A 20,360-nucleotide genomic window follows, 5' to 3' on the forward strand; every position below is an offset into this window, starting at 1 on the left:
GGCTGGTGCGGTTCAGGTGTGGTCGCAGCCGCACCGCGAGACGGTGCGCCGGCCGAGCCGTGGGTGTCGCCCGGCTAGGTGTTCGTCGGCGACACCGGGCGTTGGCCGTAGACGTTCTGGTAGCGGTCGTAGAGGGCGTCGACGTCGGCCGGATCGATCGGCACCGGCTGCCCGAGCGCGCGGGCCAGGTGCGCCGTACGGGCGACGTCCTCGCACATCACCGCGGCCTTGACGGCCGCGCGGGCGTCCCGGCCGATGGTGAAGACGCCGTGGTTGCGCATGAGCACGGCCGGCGAACGGTGTCCGGTGAGGGTCGAGACGATGCCCTTGCCGATGTCGTCGCCGCCGATCAGCGCGAACGGCCCGATCGGTATCTCCCCGCCGAACTCGTCGGCCTGCGCGGTCAGGTGACAGGGAATCGCCTCGCCACGGGCGGCCCACGCGGTGGCGTACGTGCTGTGGGTGTGGACGACCCCGCCGACCTCCGGCATGGCCCGGTAGACGTAGGCGTGGGCGGCGGTGTCGCTGGACGGGGAGTGGTCGCCTTCGACGACGGCGCCGTCGAGGTCGCAGACGACCATGTTGTCGGCGGAGAGGTCGTCGTAGTCGACGCCGCTCGGTTTGATGACCATGAGGTCCCGGCCCGGTACCCGGGCGGAGACGTTGCCGGCGGTCCAGGCGACCAGCCCGTACCGGGTGAGCTCGGCGTGCAGCCTGGCGACCGTCTCCCGCAGCCGCGCGATCTGCTGTCCTGACTGGACGCTCATACCGCCACCTCCTGGGGGGTCGTGGCCGGTGCCGCCCCGTCGGCGGCGGCGTTACGGATCGCCCTCAGCCGGGACATGACGTCGTTGGCGCCGCGACCGAAGTGGTCGTGCAGCAGCCGGTACTCGGCGTAGAGGGCGTCGTACGCCCGCACGTGGTCGGCCTGCGGCCGGTAGACGTTGCGGTGCACCCGGCCCATCGCCTTCGACGCGGCGTAGACGTCCGGGTAGGCGCCGGCGGCCACCGCGGCGTGGATCGCCGAGCCGAGCGCGGGGCCCTGGGCCGAGCCGATGATGCTCAGCGGCCGGTCGGTGACGTCGGCGTAGATCTGCATCAGCAGCGGGTTGGCGGTCAGGCCGCCGGCCATCACCAGTTCCCGTACCGGCACTCCGGCGTCGGCGAACGCTTCGATGATCATGCGGGTCCCGTACGCCGTCGACTCCAGCAGCGCCCGGTAGACGTCCTGCGGGCGGGTGGCCAGCGTCATCCCGACGATGAGGCCGCTGAGATCGTGGTTGACCAACAGGGAACGGTTGCCGTTCCACCAGTCGAGGGCGACCAGGCCGTGGGCCCCGACCGGCTGGGCCGCCGCGAGTTCCGACAGCCGCTCGTGCGAGGCCACCCCGGCGGGGGCGGCGTGCTCGACGAACCAGCCGAAGATGTCCCCGACACCGCTCTGCCCGGCCTCGTAGCCCCACATGCCGGGGCTCAGCCCGCCCTCGACCACGCCGCACATGCCGGGGACCTCGCCGAGGCCGGTGCCGTTGACGACGTGACAGGTCGAGGTGCCCATGATGGCGACCAGGTGCCCCGGCTCCAGGGCCTGGGCGGAGGCCGCGGTGACGTGGGCGTCGACGTTGCCGACGGCGACCGCGATCCCCTCCGGCAGCCCGGTCCACGCCGCGGCCCGCGCGGTGAGCGAGCCGGCCCGCTCGCCCATCGCCATCAGCGGGCCGTCCAGCTTGCCCACGAAGTCGACGAAGCCGGGGTCGAGCGCCGCCAGGTATTCGGCCGACGGGTACCGGCCGTCCTGCCGGATGCCCTTGTAGCCGGCGGTGCAGATGTTGCGGGTCTCGGTGCCGCAGAGCTGCCAGATGATCCAGTCGGCGGCCTCGACGAAGCGCTCGGCGCGCCGGTAGACCTCCGGGTCCTCGTCGAGGATCTGGAGTCCCTTGGCGAACTGCCACTCGGCCGAGATCTTGCCGCCGTACCGGTTGATCCAGGGCTCGCCCCGCTCGTGGGCCAGCGCGTTGATCCGGTCGGCGTGCGGTTGGGCGGCGTGGTGCTTCCAGAGCTTGACCCAGGAGTGCGGGCGGTCGCGCAGCTCGGGGACCTCGCACAGCGGGGTGCCGTCGGCGAGTGTCGGCAGCACCGTGCAGGCGGTGAAGTCGGTGCCGATGCCGATCACACGGGCCGGATCCACCCCGGCGTCGGCCAGGGCCGCCGGTACGGCGTGCCGCAGTACGCCGACGTAGTCCGCCGGGTCCTGTAGTGCCCAGTCCGGTGGCAGGGGCCGTCCGCCGTCCGGAAGGGCGGCCTCCATGACGCCTCGGGGGTACTCGTAAACGGCGGTGCCCATCTCGGCGCCGTCGCCGACCCGGACCACCAGCGCGCGTCCCGACAGGGTGCCGTAGTCGACACCGACGACATACCGGTCGCCCGGCGCGTCCACATCGCTCATGTCCATCTCCAACCCGTAGACGAAGCTCAGTGTTAGCGCTCACAACGATGGGGTCAAGACACCTTCCGGCAACATCTCCGTAACGGAGACCGGAAGATGCTTGCGCCACCGCGTCGGACACCGAGACCAAACGGCTGCCAACTGGCCGGTAGGAAATGGGAGCCCAGCCGCGCGACCGCCGACGGACGAATCCGAGGGCTTGCCCGACCGCCCGGTAGCCGCTATGTTAGCGATCACAGACCCGGGCAACGCCCGGATACGGCGACAGCCGACCCCCTGTGCCATCGGTCACAGCCGATGCCGCCCCGGAATCCCGGCGCCCGACGGCGGGGTTCGCACGGGCATGACGACAATCGGACTCATCGGCAGTGGACACATCGGCGGCACGCTCGCCCGGCTGGCGGTCGCCGCCGGCCACGACGTGGTGCTCAGCAACTCGCGCGGCCCCGAGACGCTCGCGGAACTCGTCGACGAACTCGGCCCGAAGGCCCGTGCCGGCACTCCTGCCGAGGCGGCCGAGGCCGGCGACATCGTGGTCGTCACCGTGCCCCTGAAGGCATACCGGGACGTCCCGGCCGGACCGCTGGCCGGCAAGGTGGTCGTCGACACCAACAACTACTACCCCGAGCGGGACGGCCGGATCGCCGAACTCGAGGACGGCTCCACCACCACCGGCGAACTGCTTGCGCGGCACCTCACCGACGCCCTGGTGGTCAAGGGCTTCAACAACATCTTCTTCGCGCACCTGGCGTCGCTGGCCCGCCCGGCGGGCGCGGCCGACCGCACGGCGCTGCCAGTCGCCGGTGACGACCCGGCCGCGAAGCGGGCGGTTGCCGAGTTCCTCGACAGCATCGGCTTCGACACCGTCGACATCGGGCCGCTCGCCGAGAACTGGCGCACCCAGCGGGACACCCCGGTCTACGTCACCCCGTACGGCGCCTTCGACGACCCGTCGGGCACCCCCGCCGACGCCCGGACGATCCGCGACGCGGTGGCGGCGGCCACCCGGGCCTGACCCGCGGCGGCGGCCGCCCAAACCCGGGCGGCCGCCGCCGTCAGCAGTTGTTGCTCGTCCGGGTGACCGTGTATTCGCTGTCGTCGTGGGTGATGCCGGACGGCGCCCCGTCGAAGTACGTCTCGACCTTCTGCCAGCCCCGGCGCTGCTCGTAGTGCAGGTGCGGCGCGCCCGAGTTGCCGGTGCTGCCGACCAGCCCGATCTGCTCACCCCGGGCGACCCGCTGACCGACCTCGACCAGCGGCGGTTCGAGCAGGTGGAGATACTGCGTCTCCCACCGGCCACCGTGGTCGATCTTCACCCAGTAACCGCCGCCACGGCCCCGCGGCCCCTGCGGATCCTGCGGCGTACGGCCGCCCAGCGTCCCGTTGACGCCCGCCGCGGTGACCCGGCCGGCGTACGACGCGAGCACCGGTCGCCCCCACGCCTCCCCCTCCATGGGGAACAGGTCGACGTCGTAGTCGTCGTGGCCGGGGTAGGTACCGAGCTGCCACAGCTCTCCACACGCCACCGGAAGCTGGAAGTGCGGTCGCGGCCCCGGCCGTAGCAGCGGCACGGCGACGGCGACGGCGAGGACGGCGCCGAGCGCGAGAAGTAGGAGAAGAAGGCGGCCCCGGCGGGGGCGAAATCTGCCTGGGCGACCGGTCGTCACCGCTCCGAGCATGGCAGACACCGGCAAGGTGCGGTGGTGGATGGGGCGGTATTTTCCTCTCGTACGCTGTCCCGGCGGAATGTCCGGGGTGGGCGCCATCGGGCGTTCACCGGCCGGGGATACCCTGCCGCGCTGGTTCACCGCGAAGCGGAGGCGGACGTACATGATCGATGACCTGGACCTCGCGTACGACGAACGGACCGGGAAGGGCCGGCATCGCCGTCCCGGCGGTCCGGGCAAGATGATCGTCGCCCTGGTGGTCGCCGTGGTCCTCGTCGGCGGGGTCGGCTGGTTCGGCTTCAACATGTTCTTCGCCGCCCCGGACCACAGCGGCGACGGCACCGGCGAGGTGACCGTCGAGGTACGTGCCGGCGAGAGCGCCGCCCAGATCGCCGGCACCCTGGTCGACGCCGGCGTGGTCAAGAGCGCCAAGGCGTTCGTGAACGCCGCCCGCGACGACCCGCGCAGCCAGGGCATCCAGCCCGGCCGCTACACGCTGCGCAGGGAGATGAGGGCCGAGGCGGCGCTGGCGATGCTGCTGGACCTCGACAACAAGATCCTCAACGGGGTGACCGTCCCCGACGGCCGCAGTACCAAACAGACCCTGGACCTGCTCGCCAAGGAAACCGGACTGCCGGTGGAGGACTTCCGGAAGGCGGCGGAGGACCCGGTCGCCCTGGGCGTACCGGACTCGTGGTTCACCCGCAACGACGGCAAGAAGGTGACCCGCTCGGTGGAGGGGTTCCTCTACCCGGACACCTACGAACTCGGCGAGGACGTGACCGCCGAGGGCATCCTGAAGATGATGGTGCAGAACTTCCTCACCGTCACCGGCGAGATGCGGTTCGCCGAACGGGTCGAGGCCGAACGCGGCGGCATCTCCCCGTACGAGGCACTGATCGTCGCCTCGCTCGCCCAGGCCGAGGCGGGGACCACCGAGGACCTCGGCAAGGTCGCCCGGGTCGCCTACAACCGGGCCTACGGCGACTTCCCCTGCGGCTGCCTGGAGATGGACGTCACGGTCAACTACTGGCTGGAGGTCACCGGCAAACCGACCAAGACCTCCGCCGAGATGACCCGGGACGAACTGCTCGGCGTCGACAACCCGTACAGCCGCAAGCTGCGTGGCCTGGTCCCGACCCCGATCAACAACCCGGGCAAGCTGGCACTGGAAGGCGCGATGGACCCGCCACCGGGCGACTGGACCTTCTTCGTCGCGATCGACAAGAGCGGCCGCTCGGCCTTCGCCGACAACTACTCCGACCATCTGAAGAACGAGGCCATCGCCCGCGAGAACGGCGTCCTGTGACCCGGTCCGGCAACCCGATGTGATCCCTTGTGGAGGGTCGTCCCGGCGCCGGTCGCCCCCGGGTGTGGTAGAAGTTGGCGCGGGGACCACCGGGTGGCGAGGAGGGTCGCCCCGACGACCGCGCCAGCATCGTCGCGCTGATCCACCGCGACCACCGGTTCCACCAGGGCCGGCGACGCGGGCGCTGACACCGGAACGAGTCCCGGTGCGAGCCGGGCCGGCCCCGCACCGTCACGCCGGACCGGCCGCCCGGTCGGGCGGCTGACGAGTCCACTGTGCCGGCACCCTTTCATCGACCGAAAGTCAAGTCTGGCGACACCTGAATTGCCGTGTCATCCTGGCGGCCCCACTCCGTCCATAGGAGGCTGCCGATGCGGCAATCACGTCAAGCGGGCCGCCGACCGTCCACCACCGGGCTGCGCCGGGTCGCGACCGCGGCCGGGATGGCGCTGGCCAGCGTGGCAGCCGGCACCGCCGTCGCGGTGCCGGCCCAGGCGGTCAGTTCGTCGGCGACCTGCCCCCGGGTCATCGTCATCGGCGTCCGGGGCACCGACGAGGCCGCGGGCTCCGGCGGAGGGTCGTACGACTACGCCACCGGCGGCTTCGGCAGCCGGCTCAACCTGACCTCCAGCGTGGTCACCGGGACCTCGCTGACGGCGCGCCGCACCGGACTGAAGTATCCGGCGAAGGCCATCGCACCGATCTACCCGATCAGCCAGGGGCAGGGCACGACGAACCTGAAGAACCTGGTCACCTCGCTGGGCACCACCTGCTCGTCGAGCACCCGGTTCGTCCTGGTCGGATACTCGCAGGGCGCGCACGTCATCGGTGACGCGCTCGCCAGCGACTCGGGCAACCGGATCGCCGCGACGTACCGGAACCGCATCGCGGCGGTCGTCTTCTTCGGCGACCCCACCTACCGCGCGGGCGAGCCCTTCAACGCCGGCACCGGCACGAGAAACGGCACCTGGCCGCGAGCCGTGGGTGTGCTGAGCGAGTTCAACAGCCGCCTCCGCTCCTACTGCTACGCCGGCGACAGGTGGTGCCAGAACATCAGCGACCCCAACGACGTCCACGGCACCAGGTACCAGACGTCGGCCGTCCAGACCGCGGCGCAGAGCTTCGTCCTCTCCAAGCTCTGAGCACACTCCTCGCGCTCGTCGAACAGATCCGGACCTGAGGGCCGTCAGACCGTCTCCCGCCGGTCCGAAAGTCAGGGCGTGCGAATCGAGCGAGCCGAGGAAGTCGTCCGGGTCGAACCGCGCACCGGCCGACGCCACCCCGGGCGCGGCACCCTCCCCCGCCAGGATCCGTACGGCCGCCTCGACCACCAGTGGCGCGGTCACCGCGTAGATGTCACGGCCCACCGCGGTCGCCCGCCGCGCCACCCCACCGGTACGCGCGACGACCTCGACGTGGAACGTCTGCGCCGACCGGCCACTCGCGTCGACGGCCACCGGCCCCGACGGGTCGTCGGCACGCAGGTCGTCGACCGCGTTCGACGTCATGTACGTCTCGATGCGCGCCACGTCGACGTGGGTGGGGATCGTGGCGCTGTCGGCCATCGTGAACTCGCCGACCACCGGCCGTACCCCGGTCGTGAACTCGTACGTGGTCCGGGGCGCGGCGCCGTCGCGGTAGTCCAGCCGGCCGCCCTCGTACACGACGCGGCGGCCACCACGGCGCTGCGCCGACACCACCCCGGTCGCCCGCGTTCCGGCGGTGGGGCGCCAACTGCTCAACGCGTACGCGACGACGATCTCCTCGGCGGCGCGGGCGTCGCCGATCGCGGCGGTGGCCAGGAGGTCGCCGAGACCGCCGTAGAACGCGACCGCGGGCACGATCGGGACGGCGGCCCCGGCGTGGCGGGCGAACGTGTCGGTGACGACCTCGATCTCGGCGGTGACGTCGAGGTACGGGATGCCGGCCCGGACCGCGGCCGCGATGACGGGTTCGGCGGTGGCCGCGAACGGCCCGGCACAGTTGATCACCGCGTCGGCGCGTCGCAGCGCCACGTCGAGATCTGTGGTTCGGTCACAGGGAATCGGTGTCAGTCCCCGCCGGCGAAGCTCGGCGAGAACGAACCGCCCGGTACGGCCGGTAGCGCCCGGCACCGCGATGTGTCTGCTCACCCACCGAGCCTCGCGTCGACCGGGCCCGGGCACGAGTGTCCGTAACGCCACGCCCCGTACAGTTTCGGACATGCACCGGGTGGCACTGGCCGTTACCGACGGAACACCGCTGTTCGAACTCGCCGCGGCCTGCGAGGTCTTCGGCATCGACCGTGGGCTCGCCGACCCCTGGTACGACCTCCTGATCTGCGGCGACGACGGCGCCCGGGTCGGCGGCTGGCTGAACGCAGGCATCCGGCGCGGCCTGGACGCCCTGGTCGAGGCCGACACCGTGATCGTCCCGTCGTGCCGCGACGCCGCCGAACCGCCGCCGCCGACCCTCGTCGCCGCCGTCCGCGCCGCGCACGAGGCCGGCGCGCGGATCGCGTCGCTGTGCACCGGCGCCTTCGTCCTCGCCGAGGCCGGCCTGCTCGACGGCCGGCCGGCGACCACCCACTGGGCCCACACCACCCTGATGCGCGACCGGTACCCGGTCGTACGGGTCGATCCGGACGTCCTCTACATCGACGACGGCGACGTGCTCACCTCGGCGGGCAAGGCCGCCGGCATGGACCTGTGCCTGCACCTGGTCCGGCGCGACCACGGCACGGCGGTCGCCAACGCCCTGGCCCGCACCCTGGTCGTGCCCCCGCACCGGCCCGGCGGACAGGCGCAGTACATTCCCGCGGCGGTCGCCCACGGCCGCGACCACGTCCTCGCCGACCTGATGACCTGGGCCCTGGCCCGCCTGGACCGGCCGACGACCGTACGCGAACTCGCCCGGCAGGCCGGGATGAGCCCCCGCAACCTGACCCGGCACTTCACCGCCGTCACCGGGACGAGCCCGCTGCGCTGGCTGCACACACAACGGATCCGCCGCGCCCAGGAACTGCTGGAAACCTCCGACCTCAGCGTCGAGCAGATCGCCGCCCGCACCGAGATGGGCACCGCCACCACGCTGCGCCGCCACTTCAGCGATCAGCTCGGCGTACCGCCGGCCGCCTACCGCCAGACCTTCACCCGCGCGCGCACCGACTGACCGGATCGGGCGAGACACCGACGGTCGGCTGTGGCAGGCTGCCCGGATGATCGACAGGCGTGCGTCGTTGGCAGCCGTGGTCCGGCATGCGGTCGACCTGGAGGCCGACTACGACGACATCGAGCCGACCGTCACCGCGCTGACCGAGTCCGGGGACACCACTCTCGTACCCCTGTTGCACGAAGCCCTCGACCGGTTCCTCGACGAAAGGAACTTCTACGGCCGTGACCTGGTCGCCGGCATCCTCGCCGGCATCCAGGGCGGCGCCGCGCTCCCGGTCCTCCTGCGCGCCGCCGGCCGCGACCTCGGCGACGACCAGGACGGCCTGCGCACCGAGATCATCGACCTTCTGCACGGCGATCCGGACACCGCCCGCCGGACGGGGCTCGAGTTCGCCGGGGCGGACACCGCCGAGCTGCGTCGCGAGGGGCTGTGGGCGCTCGGCTTCCTGACCGACGCGCGGGACACCGAACTGCTGGCCGCCGCCGCGACCGACCCCGACCCGCGGGTCAGGTCCATGGCGATCGGCTCGATCCACGATCCCGCCGGCGACGACCGGGCGTTCCGCACTCTCGTGCTCGCGCTCCGGGACGCTGACGAGCAGGTCCGGACATCGGCGATCAGCCGGCTCGGCGGCACCGGCCGGGTCGACGCCGTCGCCCCGCTGGCCGCGCTCGCCACCGCCGGGGAACCACGGGTACGGTCCCTGGTCGCGTACGCCCTCGGGCAGATCGGCAGCGCCGAGGCGACGCCCGCGCTGCTTCGGCTGCACCGCGACCCCGACCGGCACGTCCGCGACACCGCCCGGAACGCCCTCGGCTCGGTCGGCGGGCCGGCCGCGGTCGACCCGCTGTTGGCGCTCGCCGCCCACCTCGACCCGGAGGTACGGGCCCGGGCCGCCGTCGCGCTCGCGAAGGCCGTCGACTCCGATCCGCGCGTCATCCCCGCGCTGACGACCCTGGCGGAGGACGGCGAGCCGGCGGTGCGGGCGGCCACCGTCGGCGGGCTCGCCGGTGCCGGCAAGCGATCGCCACACCTGGCCACGCTCGTGGTCGGGCTGGCGAACGACCCGGACCCGGCGGTCCGGCAGCGGGTCGCGCTCGCCGTCCGGCACCTCGCGCCCGACGCCGCCGCGGACATCCTCCACCGCTACACCGACGACCCGGACCAGACCGTACGCCGGATCGCCGGTAACCAACTGGAGCACCTGGCCGGCCCCGCCGACCGATGAGCCGCCGCCCACTTCGTCCACTCTGGACGCTGGAGCGTCAGCCGTCGATACTCGATCCTGCCGTGCAGCCCCTCGGATCCCGGCGGTCCGGGAACTCCGCCAGCACGGCCATACCGAGGAGATGGACGTGGACATCGAAAGCCTGACCGGACCGCTCAGCGCGGACGCCGGCACCGACTGGTTCATCGATCCCGCCACCGGGGCCGCGACCGCCAGCGCACCGCTGCGCCTGGTCGCGCCGGACGGGGACTTCCAACTGAGGGCACGCGTACGAGCGCAGCTTCGGGCCACCTTCGACGCCGGGGCGCTCTTCGTGCACGGTGGCCCGGACACGTGGGCGAAGCTGGCCCTGGAACGCTCCCCGGAGGGCGCGGACACCATCGTCACCGTAGTCACCCGTGGTGTCTCCGACGACGCGAACGGCGTCGCCGTCCCGGTGCCGGGCGAGACCTGGCTGCGGGTCTCCCGCGTCGGCGAGGTCTACACCTTCCACCACTCCGCGGACGGGGTCCGCTGGTCGCTGGCCCGCCTCTTCACGCTCGGCCCGGTCGACGGTCACCGGGTCGGGGTGAGCAGCCAGTCCCCGACCGGTGACGGGCTGACCACCTCCTTCACCGACGTCGCGGTGACCTCGTCGACCCTCACCGACCCCCGCGACGGCTCCTGACCACCCGGTACGCGGGCTGGCCGGCACGCCCGTCGCGTTGCTAGGGTCCGCGCGTGGGAGCGATCAGGCCGGTGCACGTACTCGCGCTGTTGTGTCTTGTCGTCGTGGTCGCCGTCGCGGCGGGTCTGATCGCCTTCGCGAGGTCCCGGCGCTAGACCGTCGTCGACGAACGGGAAGATGGCGTGCCGTTCACGGGTAGTCACATCGCGGCCGTGCTGCCGCTGGCGCGGGTGGCGTGGCTGGTGCCGTCCGCCCTGGTGGTCGGGAGCATGGTTCCCGACCTGCCCTACTACCTGCCGCTGCCGGTGTCGGCGACGCTGACCCACTCGGTCGCCGGCGTCCTCGGCGTCGACGTGCTGCTGGGTCTGCTGGCATTCGCCCTGTGGCACGGCCTGCTCGCTCGCTTCCTGACCGCGATCTCACCGGCCCGGTTGCGCGAGCGCCTGGTCCGGCCCGCGACGCCCCGGCCCCGGCCGGTCCGCCTCGCGCCGATGCTTGTCGTCTCGCTGGCGGCCGGCGCGGCGACCCACGTGCTGTGGGACTCGTTCACCCACGACGGGATGTGGGGGGCCACCCACATCGGCTGGCTGGCCGAGCCGCACCTCGGGATGGCCGGCTACCGCTGGGCGCAGTACGCCAGCACGGTGGCCGGTGCCGTCGCCGTGGCGATCTGGCTGTTCCGGTGGTGGCGTACGGCACCGCCCCGGAACGCGACCGGGCAGCGGCCGCCGGCCGGCCGGATGCTCGTGGCGGCGGCCTGGACGGCCATCGGGCTCACCACTGTCATCGGAGCCGCCCTGGCCCTCACCGAGGACGCGACACCGCGGCGAATGGTGTTCCTGGCCGTCACCAACGGCGGCGGCGCCGGACTGGCGGCCGTCATCGTCCTGGCCGCCGGCTACGCCGTGCTGGCCCGACGCGACGGCCCGGCCCCGCGCTGACCCGACCGGGTCAGACCGCCACCACGCAGTTGTCGGAACTGCTGGTGCCCGCCCGGACACTGACGATCCCGGCCGAGCCGTCGCCGTAGAACCGGCAGAACAGGCCGGCGGGGCGGCCGCCGAACAGCAGCGGCCCGAGCACCGGGGCGACCTCGGCGTCGTACGGCTCGTCCGCGTCGTCGGCGATCAGCGTGACCCGGCACGTCTGCGGCACCACGAACTCCTGCACGATGCTGGTGCCGTCGGCCGCCGCGTCGACGGCGGCCTCCCACGCCGCCTGGTCGACGTCGCGCCCGAGGACGACCTGCTTGCCGCTCTCCCCCAGGCCGGCCTTGAGCACCAACTCCTCCCGGTGCTTCACCACGTACGGGAGCAGGTCGACGTCGCGGCCGTCGCGGGTGGTGCCGCGGTCGGTGAGAACCCGGGTCCACGGCAGGTATCTGTCGACGAGGGTCCGCTCGGCCGTGGTCATCCAGGGCCGGCCCTCCGACAGCAGGCCGAGGGTCAGCTTGCTGTGCAGGAACGTCGACGTCTGGGTGCCGACCAGCAGGCAGCCGTGGTCGAGCGCGTCCTGGACCGGGGAGGTGTCGAGGCCGGCGTCGAGCCAGTCCGGGATGGTGAGGTTACGCAGCCCGACGGGATAGCGCAGATGCGGCGCACAGTCCCACGCCTCGACCAGCTCCTCTGGCTCGAAGAACCGCGCGGTCAGCCCGTGGCTGTTGAAGTGTTCGGCCTCGACCTGGAAATAGCGGCTCTCGACGCCGTGCACGCGGGCACTGCCGGCGACGGCGACCCGCGGCGCGACCCCCAGTTCGGCGCACAGCGACCGGAACATGTCGGCGCGTACGGCGAACGGGTCCGGGGAGCCGTAGGGGACGCGCCCCTGTTCGTCGGCGTGCAGGCGGCGCCACACCTCGATGCGGGAGTGCGTCTCGAGTACGCCGCCGAGCGCGCCGCTGACGTTGAACTCCAGGATCCGTGGCCCGTCGGGGCCGACGACGAGGTCCGGCCGTACGACGCTGTCGGCGTACCGTTCCTCGACGAACGGGTCGGACATCCACAGCCGGTCCTCGGTGGGCGGCATCCGGTAGGCGGCGAGCCTGCCTTCGGTGGTGGGCGCGGTTTCCAGGGCGGTACGGCGCAGCAGGTCGAGCAGCGCGGTGGACGCCCGGAACACCTCGGCGTACGAGGCGCGCGGGATGGCCATCGGCGCGGCGGGCAGGACCCGCTGGTAGGGCCAGCCGGTGTCGCGCAGTTCGTGGCGCAGCATCCGGCGGATCGTGTCGGCCGGCGCGGCCGGGGTCAGCCGGTGGCTGCCGAACCACGGGTGCCCGGCCGGCCGGGTAGCGCGCGCGTCGTCGAACGTGGCCATGTGACGCTCCCCGGAGGCTGTGTGCGGGGCCGGTCGGCCCGGCGAGCGGATCCGTTCAGAACGAGCCTGATCCATCCAGGACGATAAGATCAATAGACTAGCATTCATGTGGCGTGGGCCGCGTCGACGCGGGAACCCGGAGGTGTGTGCATGACGCTGCGTCATGTGGGAGGCAACGAATACCGCGAGGAACACGGCGGCGACTACGAGGACTTCGAGCCCGGCATGGTGATCCGGCACTGGCCGGGCCGCACCATCTCCGAGACCGACAACACCTGGCTGACCCTGCTGACCATGAACCAGCATCCGCTGCACTTCGACGAGCACTACGGCAGCGGCACCGACTACGGCCGCGTCCTGGTCAACAGCGGGATCACGCTGTGTCTGGTCGGCGGGATGACGGTGCAGGCGCTGTCGGCGCGGGCGGTGGCGAACCTCGGCTGGGACAAGGTCCGGCTGCGCGACCCGGTGTTCGTCGGCGACACCCTTTACGCGACCAGCCGGATCCTGCACAAGCGGCTGAGCGGGTCGCGGCCCGGTCTGGGCATCGTCACGGTCGAGACGACCGGCGAGAAATCCACCGGTGAGACCGTCATCGTCTTCGAACGGTCGTTCATGGTCCGCCGCCGCGACCACTCCTGAGCCCTATCCGCCGGCCGCCTCGTGCAGCGCCACCGCGGCGGCGGTGTCCTCGATCGCCATCCCGACGGTGCGCAGGACCGAGGTCCGGCCACCGGCCCGGACCTCGCCGGTCACCAGCGCACCCAACTCGCACAGGTCGTCGGGACGGATCAGCCCGGCGGCCAGGGCCGCCCGCACCTCACCGGCGCCGTCACGGGCCGCGGTCCGGTCCTCGACGACGACGACCGCGTCGGCGAGGAGGGCGGGTTCGACCTCGATCGCGTCCGGATGCGTGCCGCCGATGACGTTCACGTGCGCCCCGGACGCCACCCAGTCCGCCGCCAGCACGGGTCTGTCGGCACTGGTCGACGTCGCCGTACAGATGATCGGCGCGTCCCGGACGGCGGCCCGGGCCGTGTCGCAGACCTCGACCCGGACCGGATGGGGTGCGGTGTCGCGGACCTCGTCGGCGAACTCCTCGGCCCGGGACCGGGTCCGGGAAAAGATCCGCACGGCACGGATGCGACGCACCGCCGCGACCGCGCGGACCAGCGAGCGGGCCTGCACCCCGGCACCGATGACGGCGAGATCGTCGGCGTCGTCGGCGGTGCACCAGCGGGTCGCCAGGGCGGCGACCGCGCCGGTGCGGATCGCGGTCAACTCGGCACCGTCCAGCAGTGCGGTGATCTGCCCGGTGGTCAGGTCGGTCAACGCGACGACGCCGTGGATCAGCGGCAGCCCGCGCTCCGGGTTGTCCGGGGTCAGCGTTGTGATCTTGACGCTGCCGACACCGCGCTGCTCCCAGATCGCGGGGCTGACCAGGAGCACCCGCTGCGGACCGTGCTCGAGCACCGTCCGGGCCGGGGACCGGGTCCGGCCGGCGGCCAGGTCGACGAACATCTCCCCCAGTGTGTCGATCACCCGGATCAGGCGGCGGCTGCCCGCCATGCCGGCCGCGGTGACCGTCACCGGGCCGGTCATCCGGCACCGAACCGGGCGGTCCACGCGTCGCCACGGGCCACGGTGTCGCGGGCCATACGGGCGAACGGCGGGCCGACCATGTTCCCGTCGAGTACGGCGATCCCGCCGCCCGCCGCCCCGACGGCCTGGGTCACCCGGCGGGCCAGGCGCAGGTCGTCGGGATTCGGCCGCAGCGCCTGGTTGATGACGGCGAGTTCGCTGGGATGCACCGTCGCCTTGCCGTGGAAGCCGAGGGTCCGGATCCGGGCGGTCTCCTCGGCCAGGACCGCCGGCTCGGTGAGCCGGAAGTTGGCGGTGTCGATGCACGCGATGCCGTAGCGGGCACAGGCCAGCGCCATCGCCTGCCGGGCGGCGAGCATCGCCTCCCAGGTGATCCCGACGCCGAGGGTGGCGGCCAGGTCGGCCGAGCCGAGAACCAGGCCGTCCGCCGCCCGCGCGATCGGGTCGATGTCGACGACCGCCTCCACGGTCTCGACCGTCACGTAGATCTCCGGGTGCGCGTCCGCCGACGCCAGGATCCGGCGGACCACCTCGATCTCGGCCGCGTCGGTCACCATCGTCATCATGACGATCCCGGGCCGTACCCGGGACTCGGTGAGCATGACCAGGTCCTGCACCGCCGCGACACCGCGCAGTTCGTTCATCCGAACCGCGATGTTCGCCGGCTTGGGCGCCTTCTCCAGCGCGTCCCGGCACACGGTGCGCGCGGCCGGCTTCTCCGCCGGCGGCACCGAGTCCTCCAGGTCGATCAGATGGACGTCGGCGTCGTAGTTCCACGCCTTGACGACCCGGTCCAGCGACAGCGCCGGGGTGTAGAGGATGCTCCGCGGAATCCCCACCTCACTGCGCTCGGTCATGCGCCCACCTCGCTCCGCTCGGCGGACCCATGACCAACACTGGATCTGTTGCGCTCGGTCATGGCGCCACCGGCTCGGGCCGGGCGGCGGCCGGCCGGGCGCCGGCCTCGACGAGCACCGCGCACAGCTGCCGGATCTGCTCCTCGGTCTGGCCGGCCCGCAGCATCGCCCTCAGCCCTGCCGTGCCACGGGCGACGATCGGGAAGAAGACCGGCGAGACGTAGAAGCCGGCCGCGAAGACCCGCTGCGCCGCCTCGATCACCGTCTCGTCGCTCATCGGCACCACCCGGATCGGGTATGTGCTGCCGGCCTGTTCGGTCGCCAGCAACGAGTCGAACAGCGCGATGTTGGCGTACAGCCGCTCCTGCAACTCGGTCAGTTCCTCGGTGCGGTGGATCTCCGCGGACGCCATCGCCGCCCCGACCGCGGCGGCGTTCATCTTCTGCGAGTAGCCCAGCGGCCCGGCGAAGCGTTCGATGATCCGCCGCGTCTCCTTCGGATAACCGTCGATCAGGATCGCGGTGCCGCCGGCCCCGAAGCCCTTGCTCAGCGTCGCGACGGTGACGGTGCGCTGGTCCAGCGCCGGCGAGTGCGAGCGGACGTAGCCGATGCCCCGCTCCCCGTACGCCGACAGCGAGTGCGAGTCGTCGTAGAAGACCATCATGTTGTATTTGTCCTGCAGCTCGGCCAGTTCCCGGACCGGGGCGTAGCCGCCGAGGCTGTCCGACCCGTCGACGACGTAGCAGACGCGTTCGTAGGTGCGGCACATGTCCTCGAGGAAGTCGAGGTCGTGGTGGCGGCTGGTGACGACCTCGGTCTCGTCGGCGCAGGCCGGCTTGGCGTTGGCCAGCGACACGTGGGCGTTCTTGTCGAAGACCATCAGGGGCCGCACACCGTTGCCGAGGTGCCCCGACGAGATCAGCGGCAGCAGACCGGTGCTGGCCGCCGCCGTCGAGATCGCGGTGACGACCTCGGCGCCGAACAGTTCGCCCAGCGAGTCCTCCAGTTCGAGCAGCACCGGTGTCTGGACCCGGGTACGCGGGATGCAGTGGTCCAGCACGCCGAAGCGCCGCAGGGAGGCGACCGCCCCGTCGATGACCTTCGGATGGGTGTCCAGGTCCAGGTAGGAGCAGACGGTGAAGTTGACGAACTCGTGCCCGTCGGCGGTACGCAGCACACCGTCGTTCAGGTCGCCGACGATCCCGGCGACCCCGTGCTCCTCGCTCATGTTCCAGAACATGTTCCCGATCCCGACGAGCTTGTCGTTGTTGCGGTACCGGTGGGCGGGCGTGATGGTCTTGCGCTCGCTCATGACGACTGCACCTCGGTGGGCTTGTAGTGGTAGACGCGCGTGAGCTTGCGGTACGCGTAGGTGTAGAGCGCCACGCCGAGCACGTGCGGCCGGCGGAAGATCTTCGCCGACTTCAGCCAGAAGTTGACGTTGACGTTGACCTCGTCCAGCGACTCGGCCTGGTGCCACCAGCCCAGCGGCAGGTAGAGCATCTCGCCGGCCTCCAGGATCAGGTCGCGGCGCTGCGCGAGCTTGGGCACCAGCCTCGGGTAGCGCTGCGTGTCGACGTTGTCCATGTCGAACACCTGCGACTTGTCGCCGAAGCCGCGCAGCACCGACCGCGGGTAGTACTCCCGGGAGCCGGGCGGGGCGATGATGAACCGCTTGCGGCCCTCAAGCGCGATGTTGAAGTTCTCGAACTCGTCGAAGTGACTTTTGGTGAACACGCCGCGGTGGCTGATCCACAGGTTGGCCGCGTACAGCGAGCGGCCGTACCCGAAGAACTTCTCGGCGTCGAACCCGATGACGGCGTTGACGTCGGCGGGGCTGTTGCGGATGTTCGACACGATCCGGTGCCAGGTGTCCGGGCTGGTCATGTACGTCTCGTCGGCGAAGAACTCGCGCAGCCGGATGTCGCGGGTCTCCCAGCGTCCGGGGTGGTTCTTGTCGCTCGGCTCGGTGAAGAGGGTGACCAGCATGTTGCCCAGCCGCTGCGCCACCCCCTCGCGGCCCAGCCCCTGGACGCTGTCCGGCAGCTTGATCACCACCGGGACATCGGCCCGGAACAGGCCGCCGGGGCCGGCGGCGTTGAACTCGTCGAACGACATCCGGGTGACCGGCACTCCCGCCGTCCCGGCTACCGCATCCGATTTCTCCATGTTGCCTGTCCTTACTTCTGAAGGGCCGCCACGCGCCCGGTACGGGCGCTCAGCTCTGCCACCACGTCCACGATCAGGTCCTCCTGGCCGGCGATGGCCTGCCGTCTGCCGAGTTCGAAGAACACGTCGCGCGGGTCGACACCGGCGCGGGCGGACAGCTCGACGACCCGGTGCTTGAACCCGGAGAACACCCCGGCCAGGCCACTGACGATGGTCATCGACGCGGTCACCGGCGGGGCCGGCATGAGTTCACGCTCGGCCAGGTCGGCGGCGTCGAGCAGCGCGTAGAGGTCGATGCCGGTCGAAAAGCCGCTGCGTTCCAGGACCGGCACCAGCACCTCGAGCTGGGTGTTGCCCGCCCCGGCACCGAAGCCGCGGGCGCAGCCGTCGATGATCGAGGCACCGGCCTGGGCGGCGGCGACGGAATTGGCGACCGCCATGCCGAGGTTGTCGTGCCCGTGGAAGATCACCGGCGTGTCGACCGCCGACCCGATCGCCGCGATCCGCACGGTGACGTCCGGGGGCAGGAACCAGCCGGCCGAGTCCATGATCCCCACCGCCTGTGCCCCGTATCCGACGGCCCGCGCGGCGTGCTCGGCCAGTTCCCCGGGGGTGGCCATGTGGCTCATCATCAGCACGCAGTGCGCCTCGGCGCCGGCGTCGCGCAGAACGCCGAGGTGCCGTTCGGCGAGCGACGTCTCGGTGGCGTGCACGCCGATCCGGACGACGTCGGCGCCGCGGGCGATGGCCCGCCGCAGGTCGGTGGAGGTGCCCCAGCCGGGCAGCATGAAGACACCCATCCGGCTGTGCCGCAGGGCCTCGCGGACCGTGGAGAGCATTTCGTCGTCGCCGACCGCGGCGAGTCCGACCTGTAGCGACGAGGCTCCCAGCCCGTTGCCGTGGCCGACCTCGACCACCGGGATGCCGGCCGCGTCGGCGGCCTCGGCGTACCGGCGTATGGCGTCGACCCCGAGCTGGTGACGGACCGCGTGCTGACCGTCGCGCAGGGTCGGGTCGTAGATGAGTACGTCGTTCACCGGTGCGCCTCCGCCCGGACGGTCCGGCCCGTCGCCGCCGCATGCTGCTCGGCGACCATGACGGCGGCGGAGTTGATGATGTCGAGATTGCCGGCGTAGTGGGGCAGGACGTCGCTGTGGGCCAGCACCTGCACGGCGACCGTGACCCGGTCGTCGACGACGGTGCAGGCGGTGACCGCGTAGCCGGGGGCGAAGGAACGCACCCGGGCGGCGGCCTCGTCGACCGTGGCCCGGACCGCCGCCGGATCGGCGCCGGGTATCCGGGCGTGCACGGCCGTACGGAACGTCGCCGGCGGCACGGCCGGGCTGATGTTCAGGATCGCCTTGACGGCCGAGACCCCGGAGTACGTGGTGACGGCGTGCTCGGTGGTCGCCACGTACTCGTCGAGGTTCAGTCTGGTCGCGCGGCCGGCGATGGTGCTGGCCACGGTCGAGACGACCTCGATGTACGTCGCGGGGAACCTGGTCGCCAGCGCGTGCACGATCGGGACGGACGCCTGACCGCCGCAACTGATCAGGTTGACGTTGCGCCCGGTCGCCACCCCGACCCCGGTCACGGTCGGCACCACCATGTGCCCGACCCCGCTGGGCGTCAGGTCGACCACCAGCGTGCCCAGCGGCTCCAGCAGTCGCCAGTGGTGCCGGTGGGAGGCGGCGTTGGTGGCGTCGAAGACGATGTCGAACGGGCGTTCCGCCGCCAGGATGGCGTCGATCCCGGCCGCGCTGGCCGGATAGCCGAACCGCTCGGCGTGCCGCAGCCCCGCCGAGTCCGGGTTGCGGCCGGCGACCAGGCGGCAGTCCAGCGCCCGGGACCGGTCGATCTTGCTGATCAGGTCCTGGCCGATGGCGCCGGTGCCGATGACGGCGACGGTGGCGGGCGCGACGAGGTCCGGTCCGGGGGTGGTCACGTCCGGGGTGAGGCTCACGGCGTGCCTCCGTGGGGCCGGGGTCGGCAGGTCCGCGGATGCCGGGCGAGGGATCGCTGGACACCGGCCGGGTGACGCCCGGCGTCCGGTTCACGGGTTCTCATGTACGTCGTCCTCACCATTCGATCCGCGCCGGCCACTCCTGACCGGCGGCATTCCGGCGGTGGTGGCGCCTGGAGGGGGTCCGGTACCCGTCCATCGGGTGGCCGCCGGGGCCGCCCGTCCAGGTCGGACCGGCAGCGGCGGGCGGCACGGTGATGCGGCGGCTCTCAGACCGCCGACGGGTCGCCGAGAAACGAAAGGTCCGCCGGCTGACGGATCGCGTTGCGACCGGAAACCACCATTCGACAGGGTCCATTCGGCCGCGCGTGCCGCACCGTCAAGCAACAAACGGACATATGACTGATCTCAGAGATTCCCAAGCAGCAATCGAAAGCACTCCCGGATGCATTCATCTCCAGCAATGCTGGACCTCACTGTGACGAAGCGACCGACCGCGAGAACCAACCGCGACCACTATCCGTGACAACCATCCGTGACAATCAACCTCAACAGCCGGCCATCATCGACGGTACCAGATATTTACGGGTATCGGACCTGCGTGTTGGGTCACCCTCGGGACAGTCGAGAGCGGGACACCCGACACCCGGGACTACGCCGGCACTCAGCCGCAAAGCGGCGCCAACCAGCATCGACCAGACTCCCCCCCCCCCCCAGCATTTTGTCGACCGTCACACACCGTCCCGGACGATGCCTATACAAAACCAAAACCCGATCCGTCAACCCGAAGATCTGTTGCCGCACCGCCGGCCGGCGACACTGCGTGACCGATGCCGCCACGATCCTTTCGACTATCCTCATCACACTCGTGCGTACGTGCATTCCGGACGGTGGTCCGGGCAAAGCCGCGACGTACGCACCGCTCGAAAGGGGACACGATGGATCGTCGGCCGTGCCGCGACAGGGCTGGTCAGGGACACCACCCG

The 20,360-nt window shown here is 71.7% G+C and carries 19 protein-coding genes; 9 read left to right on the forward strand and 10 right to left on the reverse strand.

The window, feature by feature from the left end; genetic code table 11:
- Positions 1 to 74: 74 nt before the first annotated feature.
- Both QCD66_RS21940 and araB read right to left on the reverse strand, forming a co-directional pair.
- Positions 75 to 767: an L-ribulose-5-phosphate 4-epimerase gene (locus QCD66_RS21940; RefSeq protein WP_357536927.1), complete on the reverse strand. Its 693-nt coding sequence runs from the start codon at positions 765 to 767 to the stop codon at positions 75 to 77.
- On the reverse strand, positions 764 to 2,446 hold the full coding sequence (gene araB / locus QCD66_RS21945; protein ID WP_375732763.1) for a ribulokinase: 1,683 nt from the start codon (positions 2,444 to 2,446) through the stop codon (positions 764 to 766). The genes QCD66_RS21940 and araB overlap by 4 nt, the downstream gene beginning before the upstream one ends.
- 343 nt (positions 2,447 to 2,789) lie before the next feature.
- Between araB and QCD66_RS21950 the strand changes: the two genes are divergently transcribed.
- Positions 2,790 to 3,461: an NADPH-dependent F420 reductase gene (locus tag QCD66_RS21950; protein ID WP_364207274.1), complete on the forward strand. Its 672-nt coding sequence runs from the start codon at positions 2,790 to 2,792 to the stop codon at positions 3,459 to 3,461.
- 40 nt (positions 3,462 to 3,501) lie between these two features.
- On the opposite strand, the gene QCD66_RS21955 is transcribed toward QCD66_RS21950, so the two are convergent.
- Entirely contained in the window at positions 3,502 to 4,113 is a 612-nt protein-coding gene (locus tag QCD66_RS21955; protein WP_375732762.1) for a M23 family metallopeptidase, read from the reverse strand.
- A 163-nt stretch (positions 4,114 to 4,276) separates the two neighbouring features.
- On the opposite strand from QCD66_RS21955, the gene mltG reads away from it, so the two are divergent.
- The 7 genes from mltG to QCD66_RS21990 all read left to right on the forward strand — a co-directional run bounded on the left by mltG (position 4,277) and on the right by QCD66_RS21990 (position 11,411).
- Positions 4,277 to 5,422, forward strand: a complete 1,146-nt coding sequence (mltG, locus tag QCD66_RS21960; protein WP_375732761.1) for an endolytic transglycosylase MltG — start codon at positions 4,277 to 4,279, stop codon at positions 5,420 to 5,422.
- A 371-nt stretch (positions 5,423 to 5,793) separates the two neighbouring features.
- The gene (locus tag QCD66_RS21965; RefSeq protein ID WP_364207280.1) at positions 5,794 to 6,564 is read left to right on the forward strand and encodes a cutinase family protein; all 771 of its coding nucleotides are present in this window, start codon (positions 5,794 to 5,796) and stop codon (positions 6,562 to 6,564) included.
- Positions 6,565 to 6,775: 211 nt separating this feature from the next.
- Complete coding sequence (locus tag QCD66_RS21970) at positions 6,776 to 7,063, forward strand: hypothetical protein (RefSeq protein ID WP_375732760.1); 288 nt, start codon at positions 6,776 to 6,778, stop codon at positions 7,061 to 7,063.
- Between the two features lie 561 nt (positions 7,064 to 7,624).
- A complete protein-coding gene (locus QCD66_RS21975) occupies positions 7,625 to 8,572 on the forward strand; it encodes a helix-turn-helix domain-containing protein (protein ID WP_375732759.1) in 948 nt (315 codons plus the stop codon).
- A 46-nt stretch (positions 8,573 to 8,618) separates the two neighbouring features.
- Positions 8,619 to 9,803, forward strand: coding sequence for a HEAT repeat domain-containing protein (locus tag QCD66_RS21980; protein ID WP_375732758.1), 1,185 nt, complete (start codon positions 8,619 to 8,621; stop codon positions 9,801 to 9,803).
- A gap of 127 nt (positions 9,804 to 9,930) precedes the next feature.
- Entirely contained in the window at positions 9,931 to 10,470 is a 540-nt protein-coding gene (locus QCD66_RS21985; RefSeq protein ID WP_364207288.1) for a DUF1349 domain-containing protein, read from the forward strand.
- A gap of 182 nt (positions 10,471 to 10,652) precedes the next feature.
- The gene (locus QCD66_RS21990) at positions 10,653 to 11,411 is read left to right on the forward strand and encodes a DUF4184 family protein (RefSeq protein WP_375732757.1); all 759 of its coding nucleotides are present in this window, start codon (positions 10,653 to 10,655) and stop codon (positions 11,409 to 11,411) included.
- Positions 11,412 to 11,421: 10 nt separating this feature from the next.
- Here the strand turns inward: QCD66_RS21990 and QCD66_RS21995 are convergent, their stop codons facing one another.
- Positions 11,422 to 12,783: a hypothetical protein gene (locus tag QCD66_RS21995; protein WP_375732756.1), complete on the reverse strand. Its 1,362-nt coding sequence runs from the start codon at positions 12,781 to 12,783 to the stop codon at positions 11,422 to 11,424.
- A gap of 150 nt (positions 12,784 to 12,933) precedes the next feature.
- On the opposite strand from QCD66_RS21995, the gene QCD66_RS22000 reads away from it, so the two are divergent.
- Positions 12,934 to 13,425, forward strand: coding sequence for a MaoC family dehydratase (locus QCD66_RS22000; protein WP_364207294.1), 492 nt, complete (start codon positions 12,934 to 12,936; stop codon positions 13,423 to 13,425).
- A gap of 3 nt (positions 13,426 to 13,428) precedes the next feature.
- Here the strand turns inward: QCD66_RS22000 and QCD66_RS22005 are convergent, their stop codons facing one another.
- The 6 genes from QCD66_RS22005 to QCD66_RS22030 all read right to left on the reverse strand — a co-directional run bounded on the left by QCD66_RS22005 (position 13,429) and on the right by QCD66_RS22030 (position 19,374).
- Positions 13,429 to 14,385, reverse strand: a complete 957-nt coding sequence (locus QCD66_RS22005) for an ornithine cyclodeaminase family protein (protein WP_375732755.1) — start codon at positions 14,383 to 14,385, stop codon at positions 13,429 to 13,431.
- A complete protein-coding gene (locus QCD66_RS22010; RefSeq protein WP_364207298.1) occupies positions 14,382 to 15,242 on the reverse strand; it encodes an aldolase/citrate lyase family protein in 861 nt (286 codons plus the stop codon). Before QCD66_RS22010 ends, QCD66_RS22005 begins: the two co-directional genes overlap by 4 nt.
- Positions 15,243 to 15,300: 58 nt before the next feature.
- Positions 15,301 to 16,554, reverse strand: a complete 1,254-nt coding sequence (locus tag QCD66_RS22015) for an aminotransferase class I/II-fold pyridoxal phosphate-dependent enzyme (RefSeq protein ID WP_364207300.1) — start codon at positions 16,552 to 16,554, stop codon at positions 15,301 to 15,303.
- On the reverse strand, positions 16,551 to 17,360 hold the full coding sequence (locus QCD66_RS22020; RefSeq protein WP_364207611.1) for a cupin-like domain-containing protein: 810 nt from the start codon (positions 17,358 to 17,360) through the stop codon (positions 16,551 to 16,553). Before QCD66_RS22020 ends, QCD66_RS22015 begins: the two co-directional genes overlap by 4 nt.
- Positions 17,361 to 17,422: 62 nt before the next feature.
- The gene (dmpG, locus tag QCD66_RS22025; RefSeq protein ID WP_407566763.1) at positions 17,423 to 18,448 is read right to left on the reverse strand and encodes a 4-hydroxy-2-oxovalerate aldolase; all 1,026 of its coding nucleotides are present in this window, start codon (positions 18,446 to 18,448) and stop codon (positions 17,423 to 17,425) included.
- Positions 18,445 to 19,374, reverse strand: a complete 930-nt coding sequence (locus QCD66_RS22030; RefSeq protein WP_375732754.1) for an acetaldehyde dehydrogenase (acetylating) — start codon at positions 19,372 to 19,374, stop codon at positions 18,445 to 18,447. Before QCD66_RS22030 ends, dmpG begins: the two co-directional genes overlap by 4 nt.
- Positions 19,375 to 20,360: the final 986 nt, after the last annotated feature.

Origin of the sequence: Polymorphospora sp. A560, from assembly GCF_045781765.1 — a bacterium.
In the GTDB taxonomy this organism is placed as follows: domain Bacteria; phylum Actinomycetota; class Actinomycetes; order Mycobacteriales; family Micromonosporaceae; genus Polymorphospora; species Polymorphospora lycopeni.